Origin of the sequence: Bacillus sp. FJAT-45037 (assembly GCF_002797325.1) — a bacterium.
Lineage (GTDB): Bacteria > Bacillota > Bacilli > Bacillales > Bacillaceae_D > Alkalihalophilus.
In genome coordinates this window covers 377,199-402,965 of sequence record NZ_KZ454938.1, presented here as the reverse complement: position 1 = coordinate 402,965, position 25,767 = coordinate 377,199, and the positions used below count along the sequence as shown (strand labels likewise).

Sequence of the window (25,767 nt, the reverse complement as noted above, 5' to 3'; positions counted from 1 at the left end):
CCCCCCTATCCCTTATTTACGAATTTCAATATCTCCTGAAACAGTATTTGATGAAATCTTGAAATTACCATCTCCAGCCGTCCCACTCGCTTTTCTCTTCTCAAAATGTTGATCTGTTAGCATTTCTTCCACTGTCATATTTCCTGAAGTTGTTCTTAAATCAAGCGTGGCATTTAATGAAGGGATTTCTAGCTCAATGTCTCCTGAAACGGTTTTCACATTCACATCTTTATTTTCATCTTTATATGTTACCAAAATATCCCCTGAAACGGTATCAGCAATTACCTCTCCACTAACATGTTCAAGTTCAATATCACCTGAGACTGTCTTATTTCGCGCTATCCCACCGTTGAAGTTATCAACTTGGATATCTCCCGAAGTGGTTTCAAAGTTTGCTTGATCAAACTCTAATCCATTTGCTACTATGTCTCCTGAAACAGATTTAAACGAAAATTGATCTCCAAAAAATGAAGCTGCAAACTCAACATCTCCAGAAACTGTCTTCACATGAAAAGAATCTAACATATTTACCGGAACATGTGCGACAGCCTCAGTATCTGGCCCAAAATGAAGAAACGGCAACGAGATGGTATTTCCTTCTTCTATCTTCACAACCAATCGATTCCCTCTTTCAGAAACTGTTAGCTTTTGGTTATTTTTCTGTCCTTCAATTTCTACAAACAACTGTTGACTAGATGTAGGTTCAATTCGCCAGTCTACAGATGTGCTCTCTAAATGTAATTCTGCATCTTGACTGAGGTCCTCTACCACGCGATCGACTTCCATCCCTGCTCCCCCTCGATTCAAAAAAGAGCTAACTGTTGTTACGAGTAAGACCGCACCAAGTACCAATAGCCCTATCCCTATTAATTTCTTCCCCATCCTAACACCCCCATTTACTCCTCATAAAAGTATATAGAAAATATTTCCTGTAGCCAACTGGTATTTTATGAGCGCAAAAAGTAAGAGGTAGGTACGAAAATGTTTTAATCAGCAAGAATCCGAACAATTAATACACAGTGCAATGAAGCCGCTCCTGAAACATTGTTCGGATTGTCAGTTTAACACTTTCGTCTAACCTCTTTCTACATTACTTAGCTACTTCTGCTTGTTTCAACTTCAGCTGTCTCAACTCTTCTGCTACTTCTAATTCATATTGATTCATGGCATTCTTTGAGGCATACGTTGGCTTTGCATACGATCTATCTTCGCGTCTCTGAACCTGGTCATCTAAGCGATCAAATTCCTCGTGTAAATCAAGCTTCTTTGATGCTTTAAATGATGTGTCATTCATCATTTCCGTTGTTCTTGTTGCTTGCATACGCAAAGTAAGCTCTGCTTTTTTCTCACGTAATTCATTTAACTGTTCCTCTAGCTCATCAAGTTCATCTTGGCAATATACAGTCACTTCTTTACTTTTCTCCGCTAATTGATCCATTCTCTCCACTTGGTGCTGCATTTGTTTCTTATCTAGTAGAAGTTTCTTTGCCAGCGTCTCTTCCCCAACCTCTAAAGACTCTGCCGCTTGACGATCACGCTTTTCAATTAAACGTTCGATCGCTTCTTTCTCTTCTTCTAGACGTATTCTAATAAGTTTTTGCTTGGATAAAATTTGCTCTGTATCCTTGATCTTACCTTTTACGTCTCTTATATGCTGCTTAAGCATGACTTCTGGGTTTTCCATACGATCTAATCCCTCATGAATTGATGCTTTTACAAATCGTTCAATACGCTTTAATACCATTTTATCTTCCCCCTACTTGTTATTTATTTCTGACTAACCGTTTAAATTCTTCATCAATTGAGCTAAACCTATCTGTGTAATGATCATCATCATCCAAATCATTGGTTTCATTTCTGTTTTTCGCTAACAGCTTATAACCAGCAGCAATAAGGAAAATGCTAATCAGTAAGCTTACGACTCCGCCTATTCCACCGAAAAAGATGATGGCACCAAGACTAAATAAAGCCCCACTCGAAAAACGTACGCCCTTTCTCTCCCAGATGCCATAGCCCACATACATCAACCATCCACCTAAAGCAAGACTAATTAATCCACCTATATGGATGCCAATCATACTTAGTAGGACGCTTCCTCCGATCACGACGAGTAGTATTCCACCAGTTGTTTTCATGTTCTCACCCCTCTTTGCCTTTCTATACTCTTATTGTAAGAAATGAGAGCGTTCTTGAACCCTTGCTCTAGAATGGTTCCTACTCCGCCTCAAGGCTGATTTTCTCCTCAGACCTTTGTCAACTCCGTGAACAAAAGAGAGAAGACATGAAATGAATACCCCATATGATATATACTGTTGACAGACATAGATAGATCATCAATGAAAAATGATAGAATAGTTTTGTATGCTTTTGCATGGACTAGTAGTAATGTGTTAGGAGGGATTGAATATGGGAGAAGTTTCAATATGGATTGCATTTCTAGCTGGGGTTGTCTCGTTCTTATCCCCATGTGTGTTTCCATTAATGCCGGCTTACTTGGCTCAGCTTACGGGATCACAAGTGGAAGGAAATGCCGTTGTTGCTGATAGACGTTTAATCTTAACGAGAAGTATTGGATTTGTGATGGGATTTTCGATTGTCTTCTTACTCATGGGGCTTTCATCGACTTTGATCGGGCAAGCTTTTTGGGATTACAGACAATTACTCGAACAGATCGGTGGAATTGTTATCACGGTATTCGGTTTACAGATGATGGGTATTATCTCGATTCGTATGCTGTTAAGTGAGAAGAAGTTTAAAGCGAAACCAAGAAAGACAAGAAGTTTTGCAGGTTCGATCATTCTCGGTTTTATTTTCGGCGCTGGTTGGTCACCTTGTATTGGTCTTGTTTTAGGAGGAATTCTCGCACTTGCAAGCCAAGCAGAAACAATGATGACGGGTGTATTAATGCTTTTAGTCTACTCAATCGGACTTGGTATCCCGTTCGTTTTAGTCGCATTGCTTTGGTCACGCTCATTGGATAAGATGCGTCGCCTTAACAAGTGGCTACCAACGATCCAAAAAGTCAGTGGCGGAATTATGGTTGCGCTCGGTATTTTATTATTTACAGGCCGATTCAGTGCAATCTCTGCCTATTTACAAAATTTAGCTCAGTATTTACCGTTTAATCTATAGTCAAAAAAACGGTCGAAAAAAATGTCGTTGCATTATATATGAAAAGGCTCAGAGTTTTCATTCCCTCTGAGCCTTTTTTTTATGAATGATAAAATCAATTGGGTATGTATATAATAGTTCTATCTTCCTCTTAAACTACAAAACTTCTCTTGTCCATCTGCAAAAATCCGCGACCAATTTAAACAATTCTGGACTTGCTTTCGATTCAATCTCAGCCCAACTCCGGTATTTTTCCGACTGTGCAAAACTATGATTCACACCTGGAGCTATACTGACCTTGTAGGGAATTGATACATCTGCTAACAATCCGCGTGCTAATGGTTCATTTCGCTGCAATGGAACAAGATGATCATTTTCGGCAAAAGCAAAGTAAGTAGGAACCTTTATGTTAGGAATGATTTCTCTTGCATCGTAATCTAATATGTAGCTCAAGTAGCCTAGTTTTACTACCTTGGATAGATATTGATAAGAAGTAAAGCTGAATCTGATAAACGGTAATATCCATTTTACTGAATTGGTGTACCCTTTAACAATCAGACTAGATTCAATATTATCTACTATTTGTTCTTTCACGCTATATGCTGGGCCAGCTATGCTAAGAGCAGATTTTAATAAGTCTGGATAACGAGAACTAAGAAGTTGAACCACCCACCCTCCTTGACTATGACCCGCAACACTTATATGTTTTTCCGAGATATCGGGGCGTTTTCTCATAGACATCATCACATCATACATATCATCTGCTCTGTCATAAAAGCTCTGATTTTTCCAATTCCCTTCCGAACGACCCACTCCACGCTTATCCACTAATAAAAAAGCAAAACCTTCTGATACACATACATTTGCAAATGTGCGACAAAAATAGAACTGTTCCTTTTTCCAGTCCATCTCGTATGTTAATCCACCTGAGCCTGTTACGAAAATAATCAATGGGTACTTAGAAAGTTCCTCTGGTTTGAATAAATGACCACTCAAAGTAATCCCGTCTTTCATTTTCAAATGTACCTGTTCAGCTTGCTCCAGTCTAAGTTCACTCACTCGTTAGGATAGGTTTCTTGTAAGAATGTGATGGATTGCTGGATCAATGCTTTTAATACGTCCACGTCAACATCCGCTACTTTATTAATGTACACACATGCTTTCCCTGTAGTATGTTTACCGAAATTCTCTAACAACTGCTCCCTTTTTGTATCTCCCGTCGCAAAATATAAACTGATCTTCGCTTTTCTCGGTGAAAAACCGACTAGAGGCGCATCTCCTTCGTGACCCGTTTTATATTTGTAATGATACGAACCAAAACCAATAATACTTGGCCCCCACATTTTTGCTTTAAAACCCGTCGTCTCAGTAAAAATATCTAACAATTGAAAAGCATCTTCACGTTTTCTAGGATGCTCCACTTCATTAATAAACTCAATCACATCACGATCATTTTCTTTCGTTTTTAATTCGTACATAAGCTCAGCCGCTCCTTTGCTCTTGATCTGAAAACCGCATTTCAGGATATATTTTACATAATAACACAGAAGAAGTGTATCTTTTATCGAGAAGTGCCTAATAAACATTTAAGCCAAATCAGACCTTACGTTAAATTCGGCTCAACAAAAATAGGTAAGGAGGATCTTTCTATCTCCTTACCTCTCTCACACACATCATATTCTCTTACATAAACATCTGTATTAAAGCTATTACAATTTAAAAGACAACCAAGTACAAAACCAAAACAGCCGAAGCACCTTCGCTTCGGCTGTTCTCTTACTCACTCTTCTTCTCTTGGGCAAACAGGCGGAGGCGGTACGCATTCATAGCGGTTTCTCCGAGCATATCGAGAAAATGATAGTTGGCGACGGCGCCGACGATGGCACCGAATCCAGGAATCATTTGAAGCATCTTCGGAAGATCAATGTAATCACGATACGTTAGTTGGAACTCTTTCCAGTCGACTCCATTAAGATGCTCTCGCTTACTCGGAAGCTCGTTGTACTCATCTTCCCAGCGTTCAACTCGCTGTAGTAACTGAACTTTCTTATCGTCACTTGAGAAAGCGAGTTGAAATAATAACAACACAAACAATCGCTCCCGGTAATCTCTCACATCAAACCCGTAAGCCGACGCCGTGTCATAAAGAAATTTCATCTTGATCCCAAGTAATAATGGGAAATCCGCTATACCAAGTAAAATACCACCTGCCCCTGTTCCTGCACCTTCAGCGGCTGCGGTACGTTTATACTTTTTGATCAACTGACGTACTTCCTCCTCACGACGTTCTAAACTAACATCATAAAGAGGTTCTTTCTTCGATGTATACTCTGAACCGGCAAGCGTTGCTTGGACCATGTTTTTAATGCTTGTCGAAACGACGGTATGAACCTTCTCTGGTACAAAGGTGTTCATTTTCCCTTGTAATTTCTTCGTGTAACGACCTGTCATCGAGGGACGTTTTAAGATCTTCCTTCTCCACCTAGACAGTTCTTCTTCTGCTACATCTCTATACACTGGCATCCTCCTCTCCATGTCTTTTTCATGTTATGACATGACGGAACGTTTATGACCATGCTTGCTTTTTTCGTTTATGAATCCATTTCGTACTACCTACATAGCTAAAGGCTATCCCCGCTACTAACCCAATGGCTGCCATCACGAGGGTGGAGCTAATCAATAGCACCCCTGTTAGCACAGCTATCATGATAAGAAGAAGTCGGAAACTGATCGCTGTTAGAGCATCGCTTTTGTCTTCTTCTTTTGTTGGGTATAAATCGACCCACATACTCGTGTCATAATGAAACCATAATGTCGATAGTTGCATCATCACCATGTGCATAAATAATAACAACACAGCAATTTCTAGCCAACCACTCGGTAAAATCGCTACTATGAAGCTTCCGACAACAACTAGACGGACATAGATTCCTAAATAATCATTCGCTCTAATAAAAGTCCGAGCAAATAAATAATGATACACAGACTTCCGATTGACCGATAAAAATGGAAGCAGCACATTTAAATACGATCGGCTTCGCACTTGTTCTTTTAACTGTGGGACGTCTGTAAAGGCATTGGCAATGCGGTAAAAAAACATCACCATCTTATGCTCAACAGTAATTAAGTGATCCCATTTCAGTGAAAATTGACGTACGACTCTCATATAATAGATACCGTATAATAACGCCATAACAACTAATATTGCACCAATATACAATAGATCAGCACCAGAGAACAATAAAAACGTAAACGCAGCGTTAACCAATAATCGTAAGAAAAAGTGTGACACTCGCTCTCCGTCACTTCTAAATCGTTGTTCCTGCCAAATACATAGCATATTCCAGGCTTTGACGATCAAAAGTAGGAATAAGACAAAACCAAAACTTCCTGCCTCCTCAGCCACTCGTAACGAGAATAACGGGGCTAATACAATAAAGATCAATGTTAACCAAAACGCTTGAAACAAAAAGGAATAGATCTGTGAAGCCTTGAAGTACCGATCTAATTTTGATTCATAAGGAAGTAAGAAGACGACGTCCGCTTCCTTTACAAATGTCCGAACTCTCCCACGTGCCAATACAATCGCAAACAAAATCATAAAGATCCAAAAGGCTGGGAACGATTCTGGCAGCTCTTGCAACAGCTGACTATAATAGTAGCTCCCAATCAAAAATAAAAAATAAACCGTAAATAAAAACCCGCTGTTTCCGATTAAACGTAAATACCGAATCGCCTCGTTCCAATACGCACCGACACGCTCGCGCCATAATGTCATACCATCTTTCATAGCAGATCTTCCTTCGTCATCTCAATATAAATATCATCAAGTGTCGCGTTTGGAAGCGATAGGTGCTGACGCATTTCTTCTAATGTTCCTGTAAGAACAACTTTCCCGTGATGCAGGATGACAAAGCGATCACAATAACGTTCTGCTGTCGCTAAAATATGGGTCGACATTAAGACAGCCGCTCCACGCGCTCTCATATCTGAGATAAAGTTTAAAAACGACTGAATCCCTAGTGGGTCTAAACCAACAATCGGTTCATCGACAATATACACAGGCGGTTCGACCATAAAAGCACTCATAATCATGACTTTTTGTCGCATTCCTTTAGAGAAGTGACTCGGAAACCATTTCTTCATTCTTGTCATCTTAAACTCTGCAAGCAAGGCCTCTGCTCGATCTTCAAATACCTTTTGCTCGAGCCCATAGGCAAGAGCTGTTAATTCAAGATGCTCCCATAAAGTTAATTCATCATATAAAATAGGTGTTTCTGGTATGTAGGCATACGAACGACGATATTCATTCGGATCATCTTGAAACGACTTTCCCTCAATCGTTACTTTTCCACTTTGTGCATCCAAAAGCCCTAATATATGCTTGATCGTCGTACTCTTTCCGGCACCGTTTAACCCAATTAGCCCGACAATCTCCGCTTCATTAACCGTGAAATTCACATCGTGTAAAACTGGCTTTTTCGGATGATATCCACCAGTTAACTGTTCAATTTTTAAGCGTTCTTTCATTCTTATTCGCCTCCCTTGCTTCATTATCTTACCAAACTGTCCACTACCTTCTCCACTAATTGAAGAAAAACCTTCAAACTAAAAAAGAAGTAACTGTATAAAAGTTACTTCTCACGCGGGTTTTAGGCATTTGGATGTGGTGTGTCTGTTGGCTCTGCGAAACCTTCTTGGTAACGTTCATCAATAAAATCACGTATATCGCCTGGCGACGTTCCGTTATCATAGAGCTCCATCGAAATATGTGCGATCTCTAAGCAGACTCCACATTTGGCTCCGTGATCATCCCATACAACCGAACCATCTTCTCCTCGTTCATGAATAAAGCAATCAAATGTGTTACGGTGTCCAACTGACTCTCCGCACCCACAATAGCAAGGCATTTGTTCTAATAAATCTTGATAGTGAGGTGTGCGTTCATAAATGTCACTAATGTTCTCATGATGATGAGATAAAAAGGTTGGCAATTGTTCTGCAGAAGTGGTTTCTTCATGTAGATCACCCATCATCATGTTGTGCTGATCGTGATCAGTCGAGCTCTCATCTTCCATTTCGTGGTTTTGACAGCCCACTGTCGGAATCATAAGTAGGATAATAGCGAACATTAAAATTATTTTTTTCATCTGACCCTGCCCCTTCATTGAGCGACTATGGATGTATTATAGCATGAGTTTTCTATGTATACACAGAAAAGAACAGCTCTTCACACAACTGTAAAGAACTGTTCTTACCTATAAAATTAATTAACCATTCGCGTGCCTTCTCCCCAATATTCTTTGCGGATTTGCACCTTTTGAATTTTTCCCGATGCTGTCTTTGGAAGTGCGTCAGCAAACACGACACTTTTCGGTGCTTTAAAATGAGCCATCTTACTTCTAGCAAAGCTAATCACGTCTTCTTCCGTTAACTGCTCGCCTTCTCTTAGAACGACGACTGCATGTGGCACCTCTCCCCATTTTTCATGAGGAACGGCAATCACAGCAGCTTCGAGTACGGCTGGATGTTCATATAATACACCCTCTACTTCTATAGAAGAAATGTTTTCCCCGCCACTAATGATAACGTCTTTTTTACGATCAACAATTTCCATATATCCGTCTTGATCCATTGTCGCCATATCTCCGGTGTGAAGCCATCCGTCACGAATCGTTTCTTTCGTCGCTTCAGGATTTTTCCAGTAGCCTTCCATCACGCCATTTGAGCGAACAACAATTTCACCCGTTGTTTTTCCATTCGGTTCGATCGGCTCGCCTAACTCGTTGACAACTCGAACTTTTGAGCCTATCATTGGATAACCTGTTTTTGCTTTTAACCGCGTTTTTTTCTCTTGATCAAAGGATTGCTGTTCTGAACGAATTTGAGAGGTTGTCACAAGCGGACTCGTTTCTGTCATACCATACACTTGAATAAACTCCCAACCTAATTCTTCCTCGACTCTCGTTACAAAGGCAGGTGGAGGGGCTGACCCAGCAATCACAACGCGCATGTTAGTCTTTTTAGAGATGTTTTTTTGCTTTGCATATTCTAGTAACAAATTTAAAACAGTAGGTGCCATATGAGCAATCGTCACATCATTTTCTTCAATCTTCCTAAAAATTAACTCAGGATCAATCTTCCGAAGCATCACTTGTGTCGCTCCATTCGCTGTATAGTAAAACGGGGAACCCCATCCGTTTACGTGAAACATTGGTAGGATATGCAATAATCGGTCTTGGTCACTCACTCTTAGATGGTGCTGAGTCGATAGGGCATGAAGATAGTTACTACGATGAGTGAGCATGACCCCTTTTGGATTTCCTGTCGTTCCACTTGTATACAAAATGTTTGCAAGATCTGATTCATCAAGTGGCACACGAGCAAATGGTGTCGATTCAAACTGACTGAGCCATCGCTCATATGGTAGACCAACATCCCCGCTCTCATCTCCACCATGGACGATGACCTGTTTCACCGTTTCTAACTTATCAATCACAGGTTCAATAAGTGGTAATAGCTCGTAGTCCACAAATAGAAGCTGACTCTCACTATGATTTAAAATAAACAAGTAATCTTCAGGCTTTAACCGCGTATTTAATGAGGTCATCACAGCCCCTACCTGAAACAACCCATAAAATCCTTCTAGCATCTCTTCTGTATTAGGAGCAAGATACGCTACTTTATCGCCTTTGTTAATTTGTAAGTCCTTCAGTCCATGAGAAAGCTGTTGAACACGCTTGTTAAGCTGTTCATATGTAAGTGTTCTGTCACGACCCACGATCGCAGGCTTATCGCCGTACAATTCCACTGCCCGATCTAAAAAATCAAGCAAAACTAAAGGCACATGCATAATTGTTCCTCCTTTGAATGATTTATTTAAATATTCTTATAATTATGATACCATATTTTTCAACACTGTGACAATAACAGTAACCTAAGTTCTACCTGTTACAAAACAGGTTGTACACTTGCACCTAGAATCGTTGCTACGATATAGTAGAAACATGAAAATACTCCCAATCAGAAAGGTTGATGATGATGACATTTGATCCTAATTGTATTTTTTGTAAAATTGTAAAAGGTGAAATTCCCGCAGCAAAGGTATATGAGGACGAACATGTTCTTGCCTTTATTGACATTAGTCAAGTAACGAAAGGACATACCCTTGTTATTCCTAAAGTTCACCAAGCAGACATTTTTGAGTTAGACGAAGAAGTAGCTAGTCATTTATTTTCCGTCATTCCTAAGATCGCCAAAGGCATCAAAGCTACCTACCAGCCTGAAGGGTTAAATATTGTCAACAATAACGGAGAAGCAGCTGGACAAACAGTGTTTCATTATCATGTCCATCTCATCCCTCGTTACGGACAAGGCGATGGGTTCGGTGCTGTTTGGAAAGATCATAGTTCCGACTATAAACCAGAAGACCTCCAAGAAATCGCAGCTGCCATTGCTGCACATATTACGAACTGACCTTCTTTGGTCAGTTCTTTTTAGTTAATTCTGAAAATATCATAAATTCCTCTTTTTTTTCTAATAAATTATGGTACGATAATCGTATTATCAATCATTACTGTGGTGAAGAACTAAAGGAGTGGAAAGCGCAATGAAGAAAAATGTCTACAATTTCAATGCAGGTCCATCAGCCTTACCTAAATCTGTTTTAGAAAAAGCTCAGAGAGAATTACTTAATTTTGATGATACAGGAATGTCCGTGATGGAATTAAGTCACCGTAGCAAAGCCTACGAATCTGTTCACCAAGAAGCTAAAAGCTTATTAAAGAAACTATTAGACATTCCTGATAATTATCAAGTCCTTTTCCTACAAGGTGGCGCTAGCTTACAATTTTCAATGATTCCTATGAACTTTCTTCACGAAGGAAAAAAAGCAGGTTATGTGTTAAGTGGTTCTTGGTCAGAAAAAGCTCTAAAAGAAGCTAAGTTAATCGGAGAAACAACGACGTTAGCCACTTCTAAAGAACAAAAATATAGATCAATTCCAACGATTAATGAGAATTCTCTCGCTGATGACTATGCCTATGTACACATCACATCAAACAACACGATCTATGGGACCCAGTGGCAAAGCTTTCCGGATACAGGGGATGTCCCTTTGATCGCAGATATGTCGAGTGATCTATTATCACGTCCTTTAGATATTAAGAAGTTTGGCATGATCTATGCAGGTGCTCAAAAAAACCTCGGTCCTTCTGGGGTAACCGTTGCGATTATTCGTGATGATTTACTAGCTGGAGTAAAAGAACAATTACCTACCATGCTGAGCTACAGTACACATGTCAAAGCCGATTCTTTGTACCACACGCCACCAACATTTGCGATCTATATGCTGCGTAATGTGTTGAGCTGGGCAGATACTCAAGGCGGGGCTATTGCATTAGAAGAGTATAATGAACAGAAAGCTCAATTAATCTATGAAGCGATCGATACTAGTAATGGCTTCTATCAAGGTCACGCAACAGAAGATAGCCGTTCGAAAATGACCGTTACTTTCACCCTACCAACTGACGAATTAACAAAAGCATTTCTTGAGGAAGCGACACATTACGGCTTTGTCGGTCTAGGAGGGCATCGTTCGGTTGGTGGCTGTCGTGCTTCGATCTATAATGCTGTTCCACTGGAAGCTTGCCAAGCCCTCCATTCCTTTATGAATGACTTTAGACGAAAACATGTATAAGAAAAAAAGCTGCAACAGCCGCAGCTCTCCATCACACATATGATAAAAGCCATACAAACAAGGCCCCACTTAAGATGGCACTAGAGAACATAATCGCCATTTTCTTTCTCCAAAACGAAAGGTCGTCCGAAGAACGTGATTGAATAAGACGTGAGGTAGAATAAATACCTCCATACAACATCAGTAAACAAAAGGATATAACTAATAAAATAAAAGCATGCATCGTCCATATCCCTCCTTTTTCTAATGTATGAAACTACTTTTAAACAAATGACGCTAAAAAATCATAAATGAGGTGAGTAGAATGAACTTGAAGTCCCTTTTGACCGGAATCACTGTCGGAGCAACGATTGCAGGAGTTACAACCCTTCTATCTACGCCGACATCTGGAAAAGAAATACAAGAGTGCTGTAAGACTAACTTTGATAAACTTCGCAATGGATTAAATCAATTTGGAGCAGATACAGCTGCCCTTAAAGAACAAGTGAATGAAACGACGCAATTAAGCATTCAATCGATCAAAGAAGTCAGTACTGAAGTGAAAGATAGCATTGAGGATTGGAAAAGAGATGTTCAACCAAGCATAGATCAATTACGACAAGATACAGAGGATTTGCAAAAGCGTGTAGAAAAGATGAAGCAGCTCTAAAAAGACTATTTTTATAAAATTTTTAAAAAACTAGAGGATTTCTCTTTTCATTCTAGTAGAATATTGTCATAATAAGTAATAAAAGTATTCAAAAATAGCTTCTGTTGCATAAAAAAAGACAAAGATCATCGTTAGGGGGAGAAACATGGAGGAAAATGAACCTTACTCTTTAAAACAGTCCATGATCTTCAGCTTAAAAGTTGCTCAACTTAGTAAAGCCTTATGGAAGTCTGTTGAGAAAGACTGGCAAGCCTGGATCAAACCATTCGACTTAAACATTAATGAACACCATATTTTGTGGATTGCTTATCATTTAGACGGGGCATCCATCTCTGACATTGCGAAATTCGGTGTTATGCATGTTTCAACAGCATTTAACTTCTCGAAAAAATTAGAAGAACGTGGATTTCTAACCTTTTCTAAAAAGGAAAATGACAAACGCAACACGTACGTCTGTTTAACAGCCGAAGGTCGAGAGATGTTTTTGCAAACACTAGATGGATATAAATCAGATACGTATGGAGTGTATAAGGGAGCCTTACCAATTAAAGAACTATACGGAAAATTCCCTGAATTCTCTGAAACTATGAGCATTCTTAGACATATTTATGGACCTGATTTTATTGAGATGTTTGAAAAGTCGATGCATAAATTTGAGAATGATTTTATAGAAGAGGATGGGACGCTATTGCCCCGACAAGCACTCATTAATGAACAAGATTCTAAAAAAGAATCGTCATAATCAAGCGTAGCCTACGTTCTCAGACTTGAGTTGATTCATTCGATGAATCAACTCTTTTTCTTTTACTGTACGGACAAAATATTATTATTGTCGAAATCCTTTTATTTTTGTCGGACCTATTGCATTCTCCTCAAAAAGGGCGTAAATTAGTCAAATGGGTTCGGGAGGTGCAACTTAGAGATGAATTGCTGGAAAACTATTAATATTGCTCGTGATTACGGCTCATTACGCCTGATTATGTTTGCATGCAGTACTGTATTGTTATCGTTTTTATTTTACTATTTGATTATGAGTACGATTGTACCAACAACAGAATTTACTCAGTTTGGATTTTTCACCTTTTTCAGCGGACTACTATCTTTAGTGTTTGCACATAAAATCCTACACTGTATTCCAATTTGGCTCTCTGGTGGCCGTGCAAAAGTAAAATTTGGTTCAAATAAAGCAATCCCAACTATGACAATAAAATTAATTAATCCATTATCAAAAAATATATATATTTTGGCGTTGCTTTCACCACTAGTGATCATTACATCGGCATGTGCGATCGGTTCATTTATGAGGCCTGATCTCTTGCCTTACTTTTCGATCCTAACGTCGGTTAACTTCGGTTTAGCCTTTTACGATTTAACCTATGCGTCCTACTTATTCAGAGCACCGAAGAAGTGCTTTGTTGGAGATTACTCAGAAGGCATCCACATTTTAATCAAACAAGCAATCTAGCAAAAAGATCAAGTGAGTAGTTACTTGGTCTTTTTTATGTATAAGTTGCTAGGTGTCATTCTAGGAAGTAACCCTAACAACCTCCTTAAACACCTCATTACCTTCGCTCAAATTCGTTCAATTTCTTCCATACAAAAAAGCGATTACCCACATAAAGTAATCGCATCATTTTTATTTTTGTTGTTGATTTTGCTTCTTAATCTCTTCTAAGTTCTCTTGAATTTCTTTTAATTGTCTACTCCGATTCATCGATGACTTGATGAGCCATATAATGAGACCAATTAATAATAATGGAATTGTGAACGCTACGAGTTGATAAAGAGCAGATCCCCAATTAACTGTATCCATATTTAGCACTCCCCCAGTAATGATAAGTAAACTTTAACATTTGTCTATCAACACTGTAAACTTCTAGAATTCAGTTACTACAGCCCCGAGGGAAATCGCTCTTACTTTCTCTTCTTGCTCTAATGATTGGAGTTCTTCTTTCGTCCCTGTTACGACTACACCTAGGATTAAACCCGTTCCAATATGATCATGTGCTGCTTGGATTAAGTGATCAATATGATGTGAGTATGCACCGCTCTCCTTTACCTGTTCTAACAAATGGAGGTAATCTCCTTCTGTTTGATGGACTCTGTCACCTTCACCCTGTAATCCAGTTGCATTAAACCCATAGACGATTGATTCTTGATATCCTCCCATTGTGCGTTCATACATAGTCTCTGAAGTATCCTCTGTGTGTTGGTTTGCCCAGAACCAAGTGATCTTACCTTGAAGACCTAAAAAATCTCGTACCTCTCCTACCGTATAGCCTTGATCAAAAGAGAGGGCCACTTCCATCACGGCATCACCCGGTGCTTGTTCAATCAATTCTAGGTCATCATGCATCACCTCATACTTGGTAAGAGGGTGGTAAAAGCGCATCAGTCTTTGACCACTGACTGAGTGATAGATTCTTTGATCCTCCGAGTTTATCATCGTTACTTCATCACGTGGTACACGATGCGAATTTTGCCCTAATGCATTAAACGTTCTAAACTCTCTGCCCCATGGTACAACTTTATCCTCAATTTGTTTATATTGTTGATAGGAATAGTCACCAGATAAAATATTAAAATCTCTAGTTGTTCCACTCCGTTCCACGTTCGGTTGTGTGATAGAAAGGAGTAATTGATCACGATGGTCAGCTCGGTCAAAAGCACGATTTACTATGTAGTTATTCACATAGACTAACAGTGTACCTAGTACGAGAAGTGTCACAACCGAAATAACAATATTTCGAAACAAGCTTTTTCGCTTGGCTTTATTCATCACTTTGTTTAATTCATCTGGCTTAAATGGTGATTCCTTCATAGCTCTTCTCTCCTTATCAACTTGGCTAACTTCTTTCTTGCTCGATATAAATACGTTTTCACTTGACTTTCTTTCATTTGATACGAGGAAGAGATCTCTTTATAAGAATAGCCTTCTTCGTACTTTTTCTGAATAAGACCTCTTTCAAGTGGCTTTAATTCACTCATTGCTCGATTAAGCTCTCCTTTTCTTTCTCTACCTAGAAGATCATCTTCAATTGAACCAACAGATTTGTACAATTGTTCATCAATCTCGGTTGTAGGAAATCGATTTGTCCTGCGACACAAATCGTAATACTGATTAATTGCTACTTTATACACCCAGGCTCGAAAAGATGCAGCTTCGATTCCATCTATGTGAAGAAATGCACGATACAGAGACTCTTGAACAATTTCTTTTGCATCTTGCGGATTGGCCCCCATCGAACATAATCTATGATAGACTTCGTTGGAAAGCTTTATAATTTCATCTTCTGAGGGCTTAGCCATTGCTTCAACTCCTTTCACATAGATAGAACGAATCAACTAAAAATTTGTATACAAACTTTATATAAATTCTTTTTTATCGTAACAAAAAAGCATGACTATGAGAGTGAAATCATGCTCTAAAACCGTTTTATTATTATCATTCTGAGCCTTTTCTCCACCAACTAATTCGCTTTAAGTTGAAGTTCCTTAGGGATGAACGTTTCTTCATTAAAATCCTCAATCTTCGGTAATGATTGTGTCGTTCGATCCACTAACCAGAACATCCCGACTAAAGCTACAATCAGTCCACTTGCGGAAATAATGTACATGCTATGAATATACAATCCGATAAGCCCACCGAGAAGAGATCCTACTGGCATCGCAATTCCACTTAGGCTAAATGCAGCGGAAAACACTCTTCCAAGTAATCTTTCTGGAATGCCTTTTTGTAAGCATGTATTAATCAGGATGTTCGTTACACCACCTGGCACCCATGCCACTCCGTAGAGAATAACAGTTAACCACATCGAAGGAGCGAAAACAGCGATACCCCAAAGTAAACCACTCAGTAAAAATGCAATAGCGTAAACCTTCCCCATTCCAAACCGTTCTAATTTCAGGTAAGGTGCAAGTAAAGCTCCTATTAAGCTACCTAATGCCTGTGCCATTAATAACATCCCATAAACTTCAGCCCCACCTTGATACTGACTGTATGCTGGTAAGACGACAAAGGTCGCTCCTCCTACGAAATTAATCGTCATAACACCTAATAATAAACGCGCAATTTTCTTACCAAATAAGATCTTTGTCCCTTCGCTCAAATCCGATATATATCTTTTAAAATGAGTACTCAACAACTCTCTCTCCTGTTTAATCTGGACCTTTTGCTTTTTAGGTGTTTGTATCATAAGAAATAGGATCGCACCAATTAAAAACATAACAGAGTCAATCAAATACACAGAAATTGCACCGACAGCAACGATTAAGACTCCGGCAATGGCATTGCAGCCCGTTTCAATCCCTTGGTAAGCGAAAGTGAATAAGGAATTTGCTTTGGTTAATTCTTTTTTCTCTACAAATGTTGGCAGAGCCGCCATTTGTGCAGGATAGACAAACATATTAAACGTCGTGATGATCGGTGAGATGATTAGAACTAGTGCCACTGATAAGAAACCCGTATAATGAGCGACCGGGATGATGAGCAGCAAGATTGATTGGACTACTTGTGTACTTACTAATAAGAGTCGAATCGGCACTCGATCAATAACTGGACCTGACAAAAATTGAACAAGCCGAGGAAAGATCGTGAGAAAGCCTGCTAGACCTGTATAAAATGTGGAACCTCCTAGTTCAGCCACTAACCACATTGCAGCAACCGCATACATCGTATCACCAATATTGGTAACCACGCGACCAAAGAAGAGACAAGAGAAGTCTCTATTGAAAAATAGTTTCATATCTACTCCTCCAATGCTTGCTGTTTAGGTTGTGTTGAATTAATCTTCACCCCGATACTAAATTCTTCACTGTCATTACTATCATTTCGACTTGTTTTTTCTACCCATCTTTCTAGAAACGCCTTAAATTCATCCTCAATCTCATTTTTTTGTTCAGTCGTTAACTGTAATCGAAGACTTAGTGCCGTCGAGCTTTTCGCATCAAAATCATCTCTTAACGCTTGATCAACCGGTGTATCTCCAGGAGAATTAAACCACTTTGCTTTTGACTTATAATATTTTTCAGTCACGCCTCCAACTTGTTTCTCAAAAACAAGCTCCAACAACCCACCATCATGTAACTTTTTAATATGATAATGCACATTTCCGCCAGACTCGCCCAGTTGATCGGCAACTTGTTTTGATGTTTTCGGTTCGTTCACTAATTGACCAATGATCATTACACGTAAAGCACTACCAAGTAACTTAGCCTGTTCTACAGAAATATCTAAAGGTCTATGATCCACAGCATTCTCCTCCACTCTCCGTCGATCTAATTTTACAGATTGATAATCTATAAAATTAGATTATCATGATAAAAGGAAAACGTATACAATTTTCTAAATATTATATTGGGGATATTTTTTGCCTACTAAAAATAGGGGCCTCATTCATTGTGAGAATTGCGGATTGCAAATAGCCATATTCTTCACAACAAAGAACATTGGATGATTGTTCTCCAATGTTCTTCCTTATTTTATTTAAGTTATAGACCTTTACTAGTTCAAAGGAGTTTTGACATATAATGTTCATCATAAAATAAACCATCAATACTTAATGACCTTCTTTTTAAACCCTCAATCTCAAACCCACTTTTCGTGTATAAAGATAAACCAGCTTCATTCTTTGTGACAACCGTGAGCTCTAGTCTAACAAGACCCACTTCTCTTGCCCAGTCATCTAATCGTTCAAATAACTTCGTTCCAATTCCTTTGCCTCGATATTCTTTTAAGATCCCAACAACAATAAAAGCAGAGTGCTTTGTTCTTTCAACACTCCCTCCGATGGCCATTAAATAGCCAATCAATTGGGCATCTAATTCTGCTCCAAATATCACAGCGTTTTCTTGTTTATCGAAATGATCCATTTGTTTCTTAAACTGCTCCACGGTCGTTTTTCTTTCACCAGGATTCATTAACATAAAGTCGGATTCTGACTCGACCTGCTTAATTAATTTCTCTAACTTCTCTGCGTCTTTATGTATGACTTGTCTAATTTTCATAATGAGCCACATCCATTCGTTACTTAATCACCAACATTTCATTTTCATCAAACTCCCAATCCTCACCGTATGCTACTTCCCAATAGTAACCGTCTGGATCAGCAAAGTACCCGCTGTACCCTCCCCAGAAAACCCGTTGAGGATGTTTGAGAACCTTTGCACCTGCTTGTTTTGCTCTTTCAAATATTTGATCCACTTCATTAATTGATTGGGCGTTATAAGCAAGAGTGATTCCAGGAAACCCACTGCGAGCAGGCGGTTCCTCCTCGTTTATATCTTTTGCCAACTCATCTAATGGGTATAGCGCTAATTTTGTTCCTTTATTATTGAAAAACACAATTACAGGACTATTTTCACTAACCGTTGTCTCAAAGCCTAATCCATCACGATAAAATATTAACGATTGGTCGATGTTTTTAACTCCTAAAGTGAGCAAATTAATTCTGTTCATTTGTAAGCCCTCCAATTGCAGATCACTATTTCAAATATACAGTGCCTGACCGTATTAGCTAAAAACTTGCAAGCTCTTCACTCTTACACCAAATTCATCCACAATTATTTTAACACAAAATTCTAACTAATCTTCTTCAAATATAAAAAAGGAATACAAGTAATGAATCTACTCGTACTCCTTTTCATCCACATTATGTTCAATCAACTAATATCATTTCAAAAACAAATTGATCTTCTGCTATATTAATTGTCTGTGCGCGAAATTCAATTGAAGGGTCCACGTCGATTTCCGTTACTTTAATATGAGCGAGCTGATCAGCTGGGTAAATTTCGACCCATTCTGGCATATCCGTAAAATCTTTAATAATTTGCATTGCTCGATCTGCTGGCATTTCAAAAACACTGACAAAGATTTGCTCTGCATGTAAAACAATATCCCCATTGTCTGTCACTTCCGGATCAAAACTCATTTGAACCGGTATTTGTTGCCCAAATAACTCAAACGCCGATCTAAACTCAATCAACTCATCCCCAATTTCTACAACATAGGGAACACCCTGATCCTCTTTTTCAATTTCCTTAGCAATCAACCCGTTCAATTTACTTTTTGATGTTTCGATTGTAAAGGCTGCCTCTCTATCAACAGGAGCTGATGACTCGAAATACTCTTGATCGATTGGTACAGTTAATCTAGATACCATGACAACCACAGCTATGATTGCTACAATATTAACACCTAACAAGACCAAAAATGCTCCTTTAAAAGGAAACCATCTTTTCTTCTGTTCTCTCATACTTTCCCCACCTCATTTAGCATATAACTATGCGTAAAATACATTACACTTTCATATATTACAGTGAGAATACCCTTTTGCCAAAAACTAAATCAAGCATTCTTCTATCTTTTTATTGAAATTTTTGATAAAGTTTAAGATAAGACAAAGCTAGACTGGAGGCAGTTTGATGCTCTTTTTCCTTGTGTTTTTTGCTCTATTTATCTTGTTCATGATCAATTCAATGACGGACGCCTTATGTGAACGCAAAGAAATCCCAACCGAAAAACAACCTAAAGTGTTCAGAACCATAAACATCCTCATGACCATCCTACTAACATCAACCTATGTAAAATTCATGTTTACTTAGAAAAGCGGAGGTTGCCGCTTAGAGGCGTCATGCAAATGTTCTGGTAGATTAAAAGCGCTTTTTTCTTTTATATCTGGCAGGTTATTTGTCCACGAGCCTCTGGCAACCGCAGCTAGACACGAAAAGCGGAGGCGACTGGTCTGGGATTCGGGAAAACTAGGGGGATCGATAAGAAGTCGCTCTTTGACTTCGTTCGATTCACCGGTTTTCCCCGAATTCCAAGGAGCCGCAGCTAGACAGAAAAGCGGAAGGGCTCGTTCAGCGGCGTATGAAATGGAGAGCGGCGACCGAGATAAAGAAAACACAGAGAACATAGTGATCTGATGTTGACTTATCGACCGAGGCGAACGGAATTTCACTAGTCGCTGAGCCCTGGAGCTAGACAGAAAAGCGAAGGTTATCTCTCGCTTCACAACGAAAAGACTGGAGCCTTTGAAAAGGTTCCAGTCTCTTCTTGTATATAGTGATTAGCAGCACCAAGAAGCGCCAATAATCACTAAAAGAATAAATAATACAACGATCAACGCAAATCCGTTATATCCATAAGAGTGACCCATGAGAGAATCCTCCCTTCCATTAGTAATATGTTACTTCCGTACAGAGGTGTTGGTGCTAGTCTAGCACCAAGCTGCACCTACGATTACTAGTAAGATGAACAATACGACGATTAACGCGAAACCACCGCTATATGAGTGAGACATAAGAACACCTCCTCTTTACTTTGTTAGGATATACTATGCAATTGCCTTATATAGGTACTAGGCGAATGACCTATTATAATCATTTCAACGTCAGAGTCCTGTTGGAAAACCTTTCTCAAGCTTGTTTTTTTATGGTATAGTAATGTCTGTAATATCATATGAAAGCGCGCTTTATAAGGTCTTTATTAAATCAAAAAATGGAAACCATGATGAATGATTTATTTTGTTTAACCAAAATAATCGCACACTCATCTAACATGAAATTATTTCTAGGAGTGGAATGAATGAAAAAACGTATGATCGCAGCTGTTGGAATTGCTTGTATTACAGTACTTGCAGCATGCAATAATGAGGAAACAACTTCAGAATCAGCTGTAGTAGCGATAGTAGATGGTACTGAGCTAACGGAAGCTGAGCTCTATGCCAAAATGAAAGAACGTTATGGCGATGCAACATTAGAAGAAATGGTCCAACGCCTAATTATTGCGAATGCTCAGGACGATCTTGGGATTACAGAGGAAGAGATTGAAGAAGGTGTTCAAAACTTCAAATCACAACTGAATGTAGAATCGGATGAGGAATTACTTGAAACTTTAGATAACCAATTTAACATGAGCTATGATTCCATGGACGCCTTCGTCGAAGATATGGTTGTTCCACCAATCGTTCTTGATAAATTAGCTAAATCTGATGTTGATGTAACAGAAGAAGATAAAGTGGCTTATTACGAAGAGAATTCAGAGCAATACTCTGAACAAGTAGAAGCAAGTCATATTCTTGTAGAAGATGAAGAAACAGCGAATGAAGTTCTTGAGAAACTTGAAGCAGGAGAAGAATTCGGTGATTTGGCTGCTGAGTATTCAATGGATGGGTCAGCATCTAGAGGCGGGAGCTTAGGTTTATTTGGCCCTGGTGAAATGGTTACTGAATTTGAAGAAGCAGCATTCGCCCTTGAAGTTGGCGAGATAAGTGACGCGGTTGAATCTGAATTTGGTTTCCATATTATTAAAGTTACAGACCGCAAGTCAGAGTATGAAGACTTTGCAGATGATATTGAAGAAACATTAATTCAACAACAATCAAAATCAACTGACGAAGTATTAAATGATCTCATCGAAAATGCAAACATTGATGTGAAAGATCCTGAGTTTGCTGAACTATTTAATCAAAGTGCATCAACGGAAACAGAATAAAAATTAAGGCCATATGAGAAATGCTCATATGGCCTTTTTCTATTTGGATTGCTTATATGAGAAGTTGTTAAAAGTATTTCTTCATTAGTATATGATGCCCTCCACTGACAATCTCCCTACCTTGATTGAAAGAACCAAGCCCAAATTCCAGATTTGCCTATGTCAAAACATAGACATTTGCATACGTTAGATTATGGGAACCCCCTAACTACGGAATCGAAAGGATGAATAGCATGTCAAAACAACAACAACAACATGGACATTACGAAAGCGATAACGGCTTCACAATCTTAGTAATCCTCTTTATCCTACTAGTCATCGTAGGCGCAACATTTTACTGTTAAGTAGAAAAGTGTAGGAGTTCGTTTAGTGGCGTATAAAATGGAGAGCGGCTACCGAGATATAGGAAACACGAAGAACGTAGTGATTCGATGTTGACTTATCGACCGAGGCGATCGGAATTTTACTAGCCACTGGACTCCGAAGCTAGACAGAAAAGCGGAAGGGCTCGTTCAGCGGCGTATGAAATGGAGGGCGGCGACCGAGATAAAGGAAACACAGAGAACGTAGTGATCTGATGTTGACTTATCGACCGAGGCGAACGGAATTTCACTAGCAGCTGAGCCCTGGAGCTAGACAAGAAAAGCGGAGGTTGCCGCTTAGAGGCGTAATGCAAATGTTCTGGCAGATGAAAAGCGCTTCATGCTTTTCTATCTGGCAGGTTATTTGACCACGAGCCTCTGGCAACCGCAGCTAGACAAGAAAAGCGGAGGCGACTGCTCTGGGTTGAGGGAAAACTAGGAGGAGCGATTAGAAGTCGCTCTCTGACTTCGTTCGATTCACCGGTTTTCCCTCAACCCAAGGAGCCACCGGAAGCGGTACCACTCAACTTTTACCATTTTTTTGAAGCGTTTGCGCGAAAACTTGCTAAAATTGCGCGGAAATGAAGAAACTTCGCGCGGAAAAGTAAACAGTTTGCGCGATAATGGGTTCGTTTCGCGCGAGCTGTACTCGCAAGTCGCTCACAGGACTCAGATCCGTCTAATTTATGCTAATTTTCAATGATTTCTTTGAGTATCTCCTAGCTAAAGTCGAGGATTAGATCACCAATAGGGTAAAATAAAGAAAAAAAGGTCGTAGCTATTTCGCTACGACCTTTCTTTTGCTCGCTTTGCCTTTTCTTCAGCCAATCGTTCCATATAGACGTTACCTTCTTTTTCAATCCACTCTTGTTCGAATTCATGTTCTTCTTTAGAATACTTCATTGATAAATAACCGCTTAAAAGAATACCTGCGATCACAAAGTAAACCCACCACGGACTGGCTAATAGAATCGCACCTAGTGTTGTTTGAGTTAATACAAACAATACCGCAAGTATGATTAATAGAATCAGCGCACGTCGTTGGTTTTTTTGACGTTCATTCATAATAATTCCTCCCTGCTTGTCTTATCTTATTAAAGACTATGAGGGAAAAAGGAATTATAGAACTTAGATATCTAATGGTGGCTCATGAAAAGTTGGTTTATAGAAGCTGCGATTATCAAGTGCCATCACACGCTCAGAAAATTCACCAGGTTGAACTCGCTCTAACGCACGATCCATCATATTGATTTTCGCATCAATATTATCAATCATATGAAGAACTTCTGCTTCACGAACAACAGGAACCTTCGGTGAGCCCCACTCCCCTTTACCATGGTGACTTAAGACCATATGTTGAAGGATCAATACTTCTTCGCCATCAATCTCAAGTTCTTTTGCTGCTTCTGCGATCTCATTGACGACAATAGAGATATGTCCGATCAATTTGCCTTCAATTGTGTACGTGGTATCGATAGGACCAGAGAGTTCACGGACTTTACCGAGATCGTGCAAAATAACTCCAGCATATAATAAATCATGATCTAATGAAGGGTACAGGGCAACTAAATCTTTTGCCACTTTTAACATGGAAACGACATGATAAGCAAGGCCAGAAACAAATTCATGATGGTTTTTTGTTGCGGCAGGTGACTCTAAAAATGCTTGTTGATGTTTCTTTAATAAGAAACGAGTTACACGTTGGATTGTTGGATTCTTCATTTCAAAAATGTATTGCGTAATTTCCTCTAGCATGTCCTCTGGTGAAATGGGGGCAGAACGAACAAAGTCTGCTACCTTCACATTGTCCATCGCTGTCGTTGGACGTATGCTTGAAATTTTCAATTGAAGACGTCCACGGTATTCAATGATATCTCCTTGAATATGTACGATTGCCTTGCTTGAGAATGCGCTCTCATCCTCAGGGGAACATCCCCACAACTTCGCTTCAATCTCACCAGTATGATCTCCAAAAATTAATGTTAAAAAGGGTTTTCCATTACTTGCAATCCCTTTAGTAGCTGTTTTGATTAATAAATAAGACTCTATTTTGTCGCCTACTTTTTGATAACGAATCCCTTTACTCAATCGTCTCACCTCATTTTAAAATTTTGTTAATAAAATTAGTATAGCATAATTTAAAGCTAATTCTCATTTGCATGACGAAGAAACCTAGGCCTCTAGATCGACTTAGGTCTCTAAGCTATTCGATTAAGCAGGGGCATTTACTTTATCCTTACGTTTAGCTAACCAATAGATGGTTAAAGCAAAGGCAATAAACATCGTTAAGGCGCCAATACTATATGGAAGATAAATACTCCATTGAAACATGACCCCAGCAAGGATAGCACCGACTACATTACCAAGGCTTAAAAAGGAATTATTTAATCCCATGATCATACCTTGTCGTTCTCCTGCGAGCTTTGAAATCATTGTATTAACAGATGGCCTTAAAATAGAGTTTCCGAGAAAGAATAAACACGTTGTTAAAATGACTGTGACCAAATCAAAGGCTAGTAACATCACAACATACCCAATCCCACTCAATAAGAGCGAACCGAGAACGACCTTTTCATCTCCGAACCGAAGCGTCAATCTTCCAACAAGTCCCCCTTGAGCAACAGCACCAATAATTCCTACTAGCACCATGATAAAACCAACTTGCGAAGGCGAGTAGTTAAACTGATGCAAAGCATACAAACCAAAAATTGTTTGGAAGTTAGCAAGTCCGAAACTTAAACCGAATACCAACACGAGCAGAAACCCTACAGGACTTTTCAAAGCTTGCCACATTTGCACAAACTGATTGGTCTGATCCAGATTACGAGCCATCTCCACACGCTTTTCTTTAGTTAATGACTCAGGTAATAGAAACAAAGAGAAAACACCAGCTAATGTAGCAGCAACTCCGGCAAATAAGAAAGGAAGAGCTAAGCTAAATTCCGCAAGCCAGCCTCCAATCCCTGGACCAAAAACAATTCCTAAGGCCATCGCTGCCCCGAGCATTCCCATCCCGTGTCCCCGCCTCTCAGGTGTTGTTCGGTCTGAAACATAGGCCATTGCTGACGGCATGATCGCTGATCCAAATGAACCTGCGAGCATTCTAGATAAAAAAAGCATCCACAAGTCTGTTGCAAACGCAAAAATAAATTCTGCACCTGCAAATCCAAACATTCCGATTGCAATTAGTGGCTTTCTCCCATACTTATCGGACAAGCGTCCCCAAAACGGGGCTAGTAAAAACTGCATAAAGGAAAAAACAGCAATCAATAAACCAAGTTCAAAACTCGATGCCCCGAATTCTTCTATGTAATAAGGTAGAATTGGAATCACAAGCCCTATCCCCATCATGATGACAAACATATTAATCATTAACATTAAGAGCGGCTTAAATTCAGCATTTTTCATATAATAATCCTTCTTTACAATTAATTAGTGTACCGAAATAAGT

33 protein-coding genes are annotated in these 25,767 nt (G+C 39.3%); 9 read left to right on the top strand and 24 right to left on the bottom strand.

Annotated elements, in window-relative coordinates:
* Window positions 1–12: 12 nt before the first annotated feature.
* The 3 genes from CDZ88_RS01955 to CDZ88_RS01945 form a co-directional block, all read right to left on the bottom strand.
* Complete coding sequence (locus CDZ88_RS01955) at window positions 13–882, bottom strand: DUF4097 family beta strand repeat-containing protein (RefSeq protein WP_100371943.1); 870 nt, start codon at window positions 880–882, stop codon at window positions 13–15.
* Window positions 883–1,090: 208 nt separating this feature from the next.
* Entirely contained in the window at window positions 1,091–1,744 is a 654-nt protein-coding gene (locus CDZ88_RS01950; RefSeq protein WP_100371942.1) for a PspA/IM30 family protein, read from the bottom strand.
* A 19-nt stretch (window positions 1,745–1,763) separates the two neighbouring features.
* Window positions 1,764–2,135 (bottom strand): hypothetical protein, encoded by a 372-nt coding sequence (locus tag CDZ88_RS01945; RefSeq protein ID WP_100371941.1) that lies wholly within the window; start codon window positions 2,133–2,135, stop codon window positions 1,764–1,766.
* Between the two features lie 271 nt (window positions 2,136–2,406).
* On the opposite strand from CDZ88_RS01945, the gene CDZ88_RS01940 reads away from it, so the two are divergent.
* Window positions 2,407–3,132 (top strand): cytochrome c biogenesis CcdA family protein, encoded by a 726-nt coding sequence (locus tag CDZ88_RS01940; RefSeq protein ID WP_100371940.1) that lies wholly within the window; start codon window positions 2,407–2,409, stop codon window positions 3,130–3,132.
* A gap of 135 nt (window positions 3,133–3,267) precedes the next feature.
* On the opposite strand, the gene CDZ88_RS01935 is transcribed toward CDZ88_RS01940, so the two are convergent.
* The 7 genes from CDZ88_RS01935 to CDZ88_RS01905 all read right to left on the bottom strand — a co-directional run bounded on the left by CDZ88_RS01935 (window position 3,268) and on the right by CDZ88_RS01905 (window position 9,964).
* On the bottom strand, window positions 3,268–4,125 hold the full coding sequence (locus CDZ88_RS01935) for an alpha/beta hydrolase family protein (protein WP_100371939.1): 858 nt from the start codon (window positions 4,123–4,125) through the stop codon (window positions 3,268–3,270).
* 41 nt (window positions 4,126–4,166) lie between these two features.
* Window positions 4,167–4,589 (bottom strand): DUF1801 domain-containing protein, encoded by a 423-nt coding sequence (locus tag CDZ88_RS01930; RefSeq protein ID WP_100371938.1) that lies wholly within the window; start codon window positions 4,587–4,589, stop codon window positions 4,167–4,169.
* A 298-nt stretch (window positions 4,590–4,887) separates the two neighbouring features.
* Complete coding sequence (locus tag CDZ88_RS01925; protein ID WP_100371937.1) at window positions 4,888–5,634, bottom strand: EcsC family protein; 747 nt, start codon at window positions 5,632–5,634, stop codon at window positions 4,888–4,890.
* A gap of 43 nt (window positions 5,635–5,677) precedes the next feature.
* Window positions 5,678–6,901, bottom strand: coding sequence for an ABC transporter permease (locus CDZ88_RS01920; protein WP_100371936.1), 1,224 nt, complete (start codon window positions 6,899–6,901; stop codon window positions 5,678–5,680).
* The gene (locus CDZ88_RS01915) at window positions 6,898–7,641 is read right to left on the bottom strand and encodes an ABC transporter ATP-binding protein (RefSeq protein ID WP_100371935.1); all 744 of its coding nucleotides are present in this window, start codon (window positions 7,639–7,641) and stop codon (window positions 6,898–6,900) included. Before CDZ88_RS01915 ends, CDZ88_RS01920 begins: the two co-directional genes overlap by 4 nt.
* A gap of 122 nt (window positions 7,642–7,763) precedes the next feature.
* Entirely contained in the window at window positions 7,764–8,261 is a 498-nt protein-coding gene (locus tag CDZ88_RS01910; RefSeq protein WP_100371934.1) for a PCYCGC motif-containing (lipo)protein, read from the bottom strand.
* Window positions 8,262–8,377: 116 nt separating this feature from the next.
* On the bottom strand, window positions 8,378–9,964 hold the full coding sequence (locus tag CDZ88_RS01905; protein ID WP_100371933.1) for a long-chain-fatty-acid--CoA ligase: 1,587 nt from the start codon (window positions 9,962–9,964) through the stop codon (window positions 8,378–8,380).
* A gap of 188 nt (window positions 9,965–10,152) precedes the next feature.
* Between CDZ88_RS01905 and CDZ88_RS01900 the strand changes: the two genes are divergently transcribed.
* Window positions 10,153–10,587 carry an HIT family protein gene (locus tag CDZ88_RS01900; RefSeq protein WP_100371932.1) on the top strand — a complete coding sequence of 145 codons (435 nt, stop codon included), beginning with the start codon at window positions 10,153–10,155 and terminating at the stop codon, window positions 10,585–10,587.
* A 133-nt stretch (window positions 10,588–10,720) separates the two neighbouring features.
* A complete protein-coding gene (gene serC / locus CDZ88_RS01895) occupies window positions 10,721–11,809 on the top strand; it encodes a 3-phosphoserine/phosphohydroxythreonine transaminase (RefSeq protein WP_100371931.1) in 1,089 nt (362 codons plus the stop codon).
* Between the two features lie 31 nt (window positions 11,810–11,840).
* Here serC and CDZ88_RS01890 read toward each other — a convergent pair whose 3' ends face one another.
* Window positions 11,841–12,032, bottom strand: a complete 192-nt coding sequence (locus CDZ88_RS01890; protein WP_100371930.1) for a hypothetical protein — start codon at window positions 12,030–12,032, stop codon at window positions 11,841–11,843.
* A gap of 81 nt (window positions 12,033–12,113) precedes the next feature.
* Here CDZ88_RS01890 and CDZ88_RS01885 point away from each other — a divergent pair, with 81 nt between their 5' ends.
* From CDZ88_RS01885 to CDZ88_RS01875, 3 genes are all read left to right on the top strand, one after another.
* A complete protein-coding gene (locus CDZ88_RS01885; protein ID WP_100371929.1) occupies window positions 12,114–12,458 on the top strand; it encodes a YtxH domain-containing protein in 345 nt (114 codons plus the stop codon).
* A gap of 145 nt (window positions 12,459–12,603) precedes the next feature.
* Entirely contained in the window at window positions 12,604–13,200 is a 597-nt protein-coding gene (locus tag CDZ88_RS01880; RefSeq protein WP_100371928.1) for an HTH-type transcriptional regulator Hpr, read from the top strand.
* A 180-nt stretch (window positions 13,201–13,380) separates the two neighbouring features.
* Entirely contained in the window at window positions 13,381–13,923 is a 543-nt protein-coding gene (locus tag CDZ88_RS01875) for a DUF3267 domain-containing protein (protein WP_100371927.1), read from the top strand.
* A gap of 171 nt (window positions 13,924–14,094) precedes the next feature.
* On the opposite strand, the gene CDZ88_RS17235 is transcribed toward CDZ88_RS01875, so the two are convergent.
* From CDZ88_RS17235 to CDZ88_RS01840, 8 genes are all read right to left on the bottom strand, one after another.
* A complete protein-coding gene (locus CDZ88_RS17235; protein WP_157796434.1) occupies window positions 14,095–14,271 on the bottom strand; it encodes a hypothetical protein in 177 nt (58 codons plus the stop codon).
* 63 nt (window positions 14,272–14,334) lie between these two features.
* The gene (locus tag CDZ88_RS01870) at window positions 14,335–15,279 is read right to left on the bottom strand and encodes an anti sigma factor C-terminal domain-containing protein (RefSeq protein ID WP_100371926.1); all 945 of its coding nucleotides are present in this window, start codon (window positions 15,277–15,279) and stop codon (window positions 14,335–14,337) included.
* Entirely contained in the window at window positions 15,276–15,767 is a 492-nt protein-coding gene (locus tag CDZ88_RS01865; protein ID WP_100371925.1) for an RNA polymerase sigma factor, read from the bottom strand. Before CDZ88_RS01865 ends, CDZ88_RS01870 begins: the two co-directional genes overlap by 4 nt.
* Before the next feature lie 161 nt (window positions 15,768–15,928).
* Entirely contained in the window at window positions 15,929–17,203 is a 1,275-nt protein-coding gene (locus CDZ88_RS01860) for an MFS transporter (protein ID WP_100371924.1), read from the bottom strand.
* Between the two features lie 2 nt (window positions 17,204–17,205).
* Complete coding sequence (locus CDZ88_RS01855) at window positions 17,206–17,709, bottom strand: ArsR/SmtB family transcription factor (protein ID WP_232718519.1); 504 nt, start codon at window positions 17,707–17,709, stop codon at window positions 17,206–17,208.
* A gap of 257 nt (window positions 17,710–17,966) precedes the next feature.
* Window positions 17,967–18,464 (bottom strand): GNAT family N-acetyltransferase, encoded by a 498-nt coding sequence (locus CDZ88_RS01850; protein WP_100371923.1) that lies wholly within the window; start codon window positions 18,462–18,464, stop codon window positions 17,967–17,969.
* 19 nt (window positions 18,465–18,483) lie between these two features.
* Window positions 18,484–18,915, bottom strand: a complete 432-nt coding sequence (locus CDZ88_RS01845) for a VOC family protein (RefSeq protein ID WP_100371922.1) — start codon at window positions 18,913–18,915, stop codon at window positions 18,484–18,486.
* A gap of 199 nt (window positions 18,916–19,114) precedes the next feature.
* Window positions 19,115–19,711 carry a YpmS family protein gene (locus CDZ88_RS01840; protein WP_100371921.1) on the bottom strand — a complete coding sequence of 199 codons (597 nt, stop codon included), beginning with the start codon at window positions 19,709–19,711 and terminating at the stop codon, window positions 19,115–19,117.
* 169 nt (window positions 19,712–19,880) lie between these two features.
* Here CDZ88_RS01840 and CDZ88_RS17685 point away from each other — a divergent pair, with 169 nt between their 5' ends.
* Window positions 19,881–20,060: a hypothetical protein gene (locus tag CDZ88_RS17685; protein WP_100371920.1), complete on the top strand. Its 180-nt coding sequence runs from the start codon at window positions 19,881–19,883 to the stop codon at window positions 20,058–20,060.
* 467 nt (window positions 20,061–20,527) lie between these two features.
* On the opposite strand, the gene CDZ88_RS01830 is transcribed toward CDZ88_RS17685, so the two are convergent.
* Window positions 20,528–20,617 (bottom strand): YjcZ family sporulation protein, encoded by a 90-nt coding sequence (locus CDZ88_RS01830; protein WP_022626469.1) that lies wholly within the window; start codon window positions 20,615–20,617, stop codon window positions 20,528–20,530.
* A gap of 60 nt (window positions 20,618–20,677) precedes the next feature.
* The gene (locus CDZ88_RS01825) at window positions 20,678–20,761 is read right to left on the bottom strand and encodes a YjcZ family sporulation protein (protein WP_100371919.1); all 84 of its coding nucleotides are present in this window, start codon (window positions 20,759–20,761) and stop codon (window positions 20,678–20,680) included.
* Window positions 20,762–21,045: 284 nt separating this feature from the next.
* Here CDZ88_RS01825 and CDZ88_RS01820 point away from each other — a divergent pair, with 284 nt between their 5' ends.
* Window positions 21,046–21,954, top strand: a complete 909-nt coding sequence (locus CDZ88_RS01820; protein WP_100371918.1) for a peptidylprolyl isomerase — start codon at window positions 21,046–21,048, stop codon at window positions 21,952–21,954.
* Between the two features lie 233 nt (window positions 21,955–22,187).
* Entirely contained in the window at window positions 22,188–22,298 is a 111-nt protein-coding gene (locus tag CDZ88_RS01815; RefSeq protein ID WP_100371917.1) for a YjcZ family sporulation protein, read from the top strand.
* A gap of 804 nt (window positions 22,299–23,102) precedes the next feature.
* On the opposite strand, the gene CDZ88_RS01810 is transcribed toward CDZ88_RS01815, so the two are convergent.
* The 3 genes from CDZ88_RS01810 to CDZ88_RS01800 form a co-directional block, all read right to left on the bottom strand.
* Entirely contained in the window at window positions 23,103–23,381 is a 279-nt protein-coding gene (locus tag CDZ88_RS01810) for a sporulation YhaL family protein (RefSeq protein ID WP_100371916.1), read from the bottom strand.
* Window positions 23,382–23,444: 63 nt separating this feature from the next.
* Window positions 23,445–24,404, bottom strand: a complete 960-nt coding sequence (gene yhaM / locus CDZ88_RS01805; RefSeq protein WP_100371915.1) for a 3'-5' exoribonuclease YhaM — start codon at window positions 24,402–24,404, stop codon at window positions 23,445–23,447.
* 123 nt (window positions 24,405–24,527) lie between these two features.
* Window positions 24,528–25,724, bottom strand: coding sequence for an MFS transporter (locus CDZ88_RS01800; protein ID WP_100371914.1), 1,197 nt, complete (start codon window positions 25,722–25,724; stop codon window positions 24,528–24,530).
* Window positions 25,725–25,767: the final 43 nt, after the last annotated feature.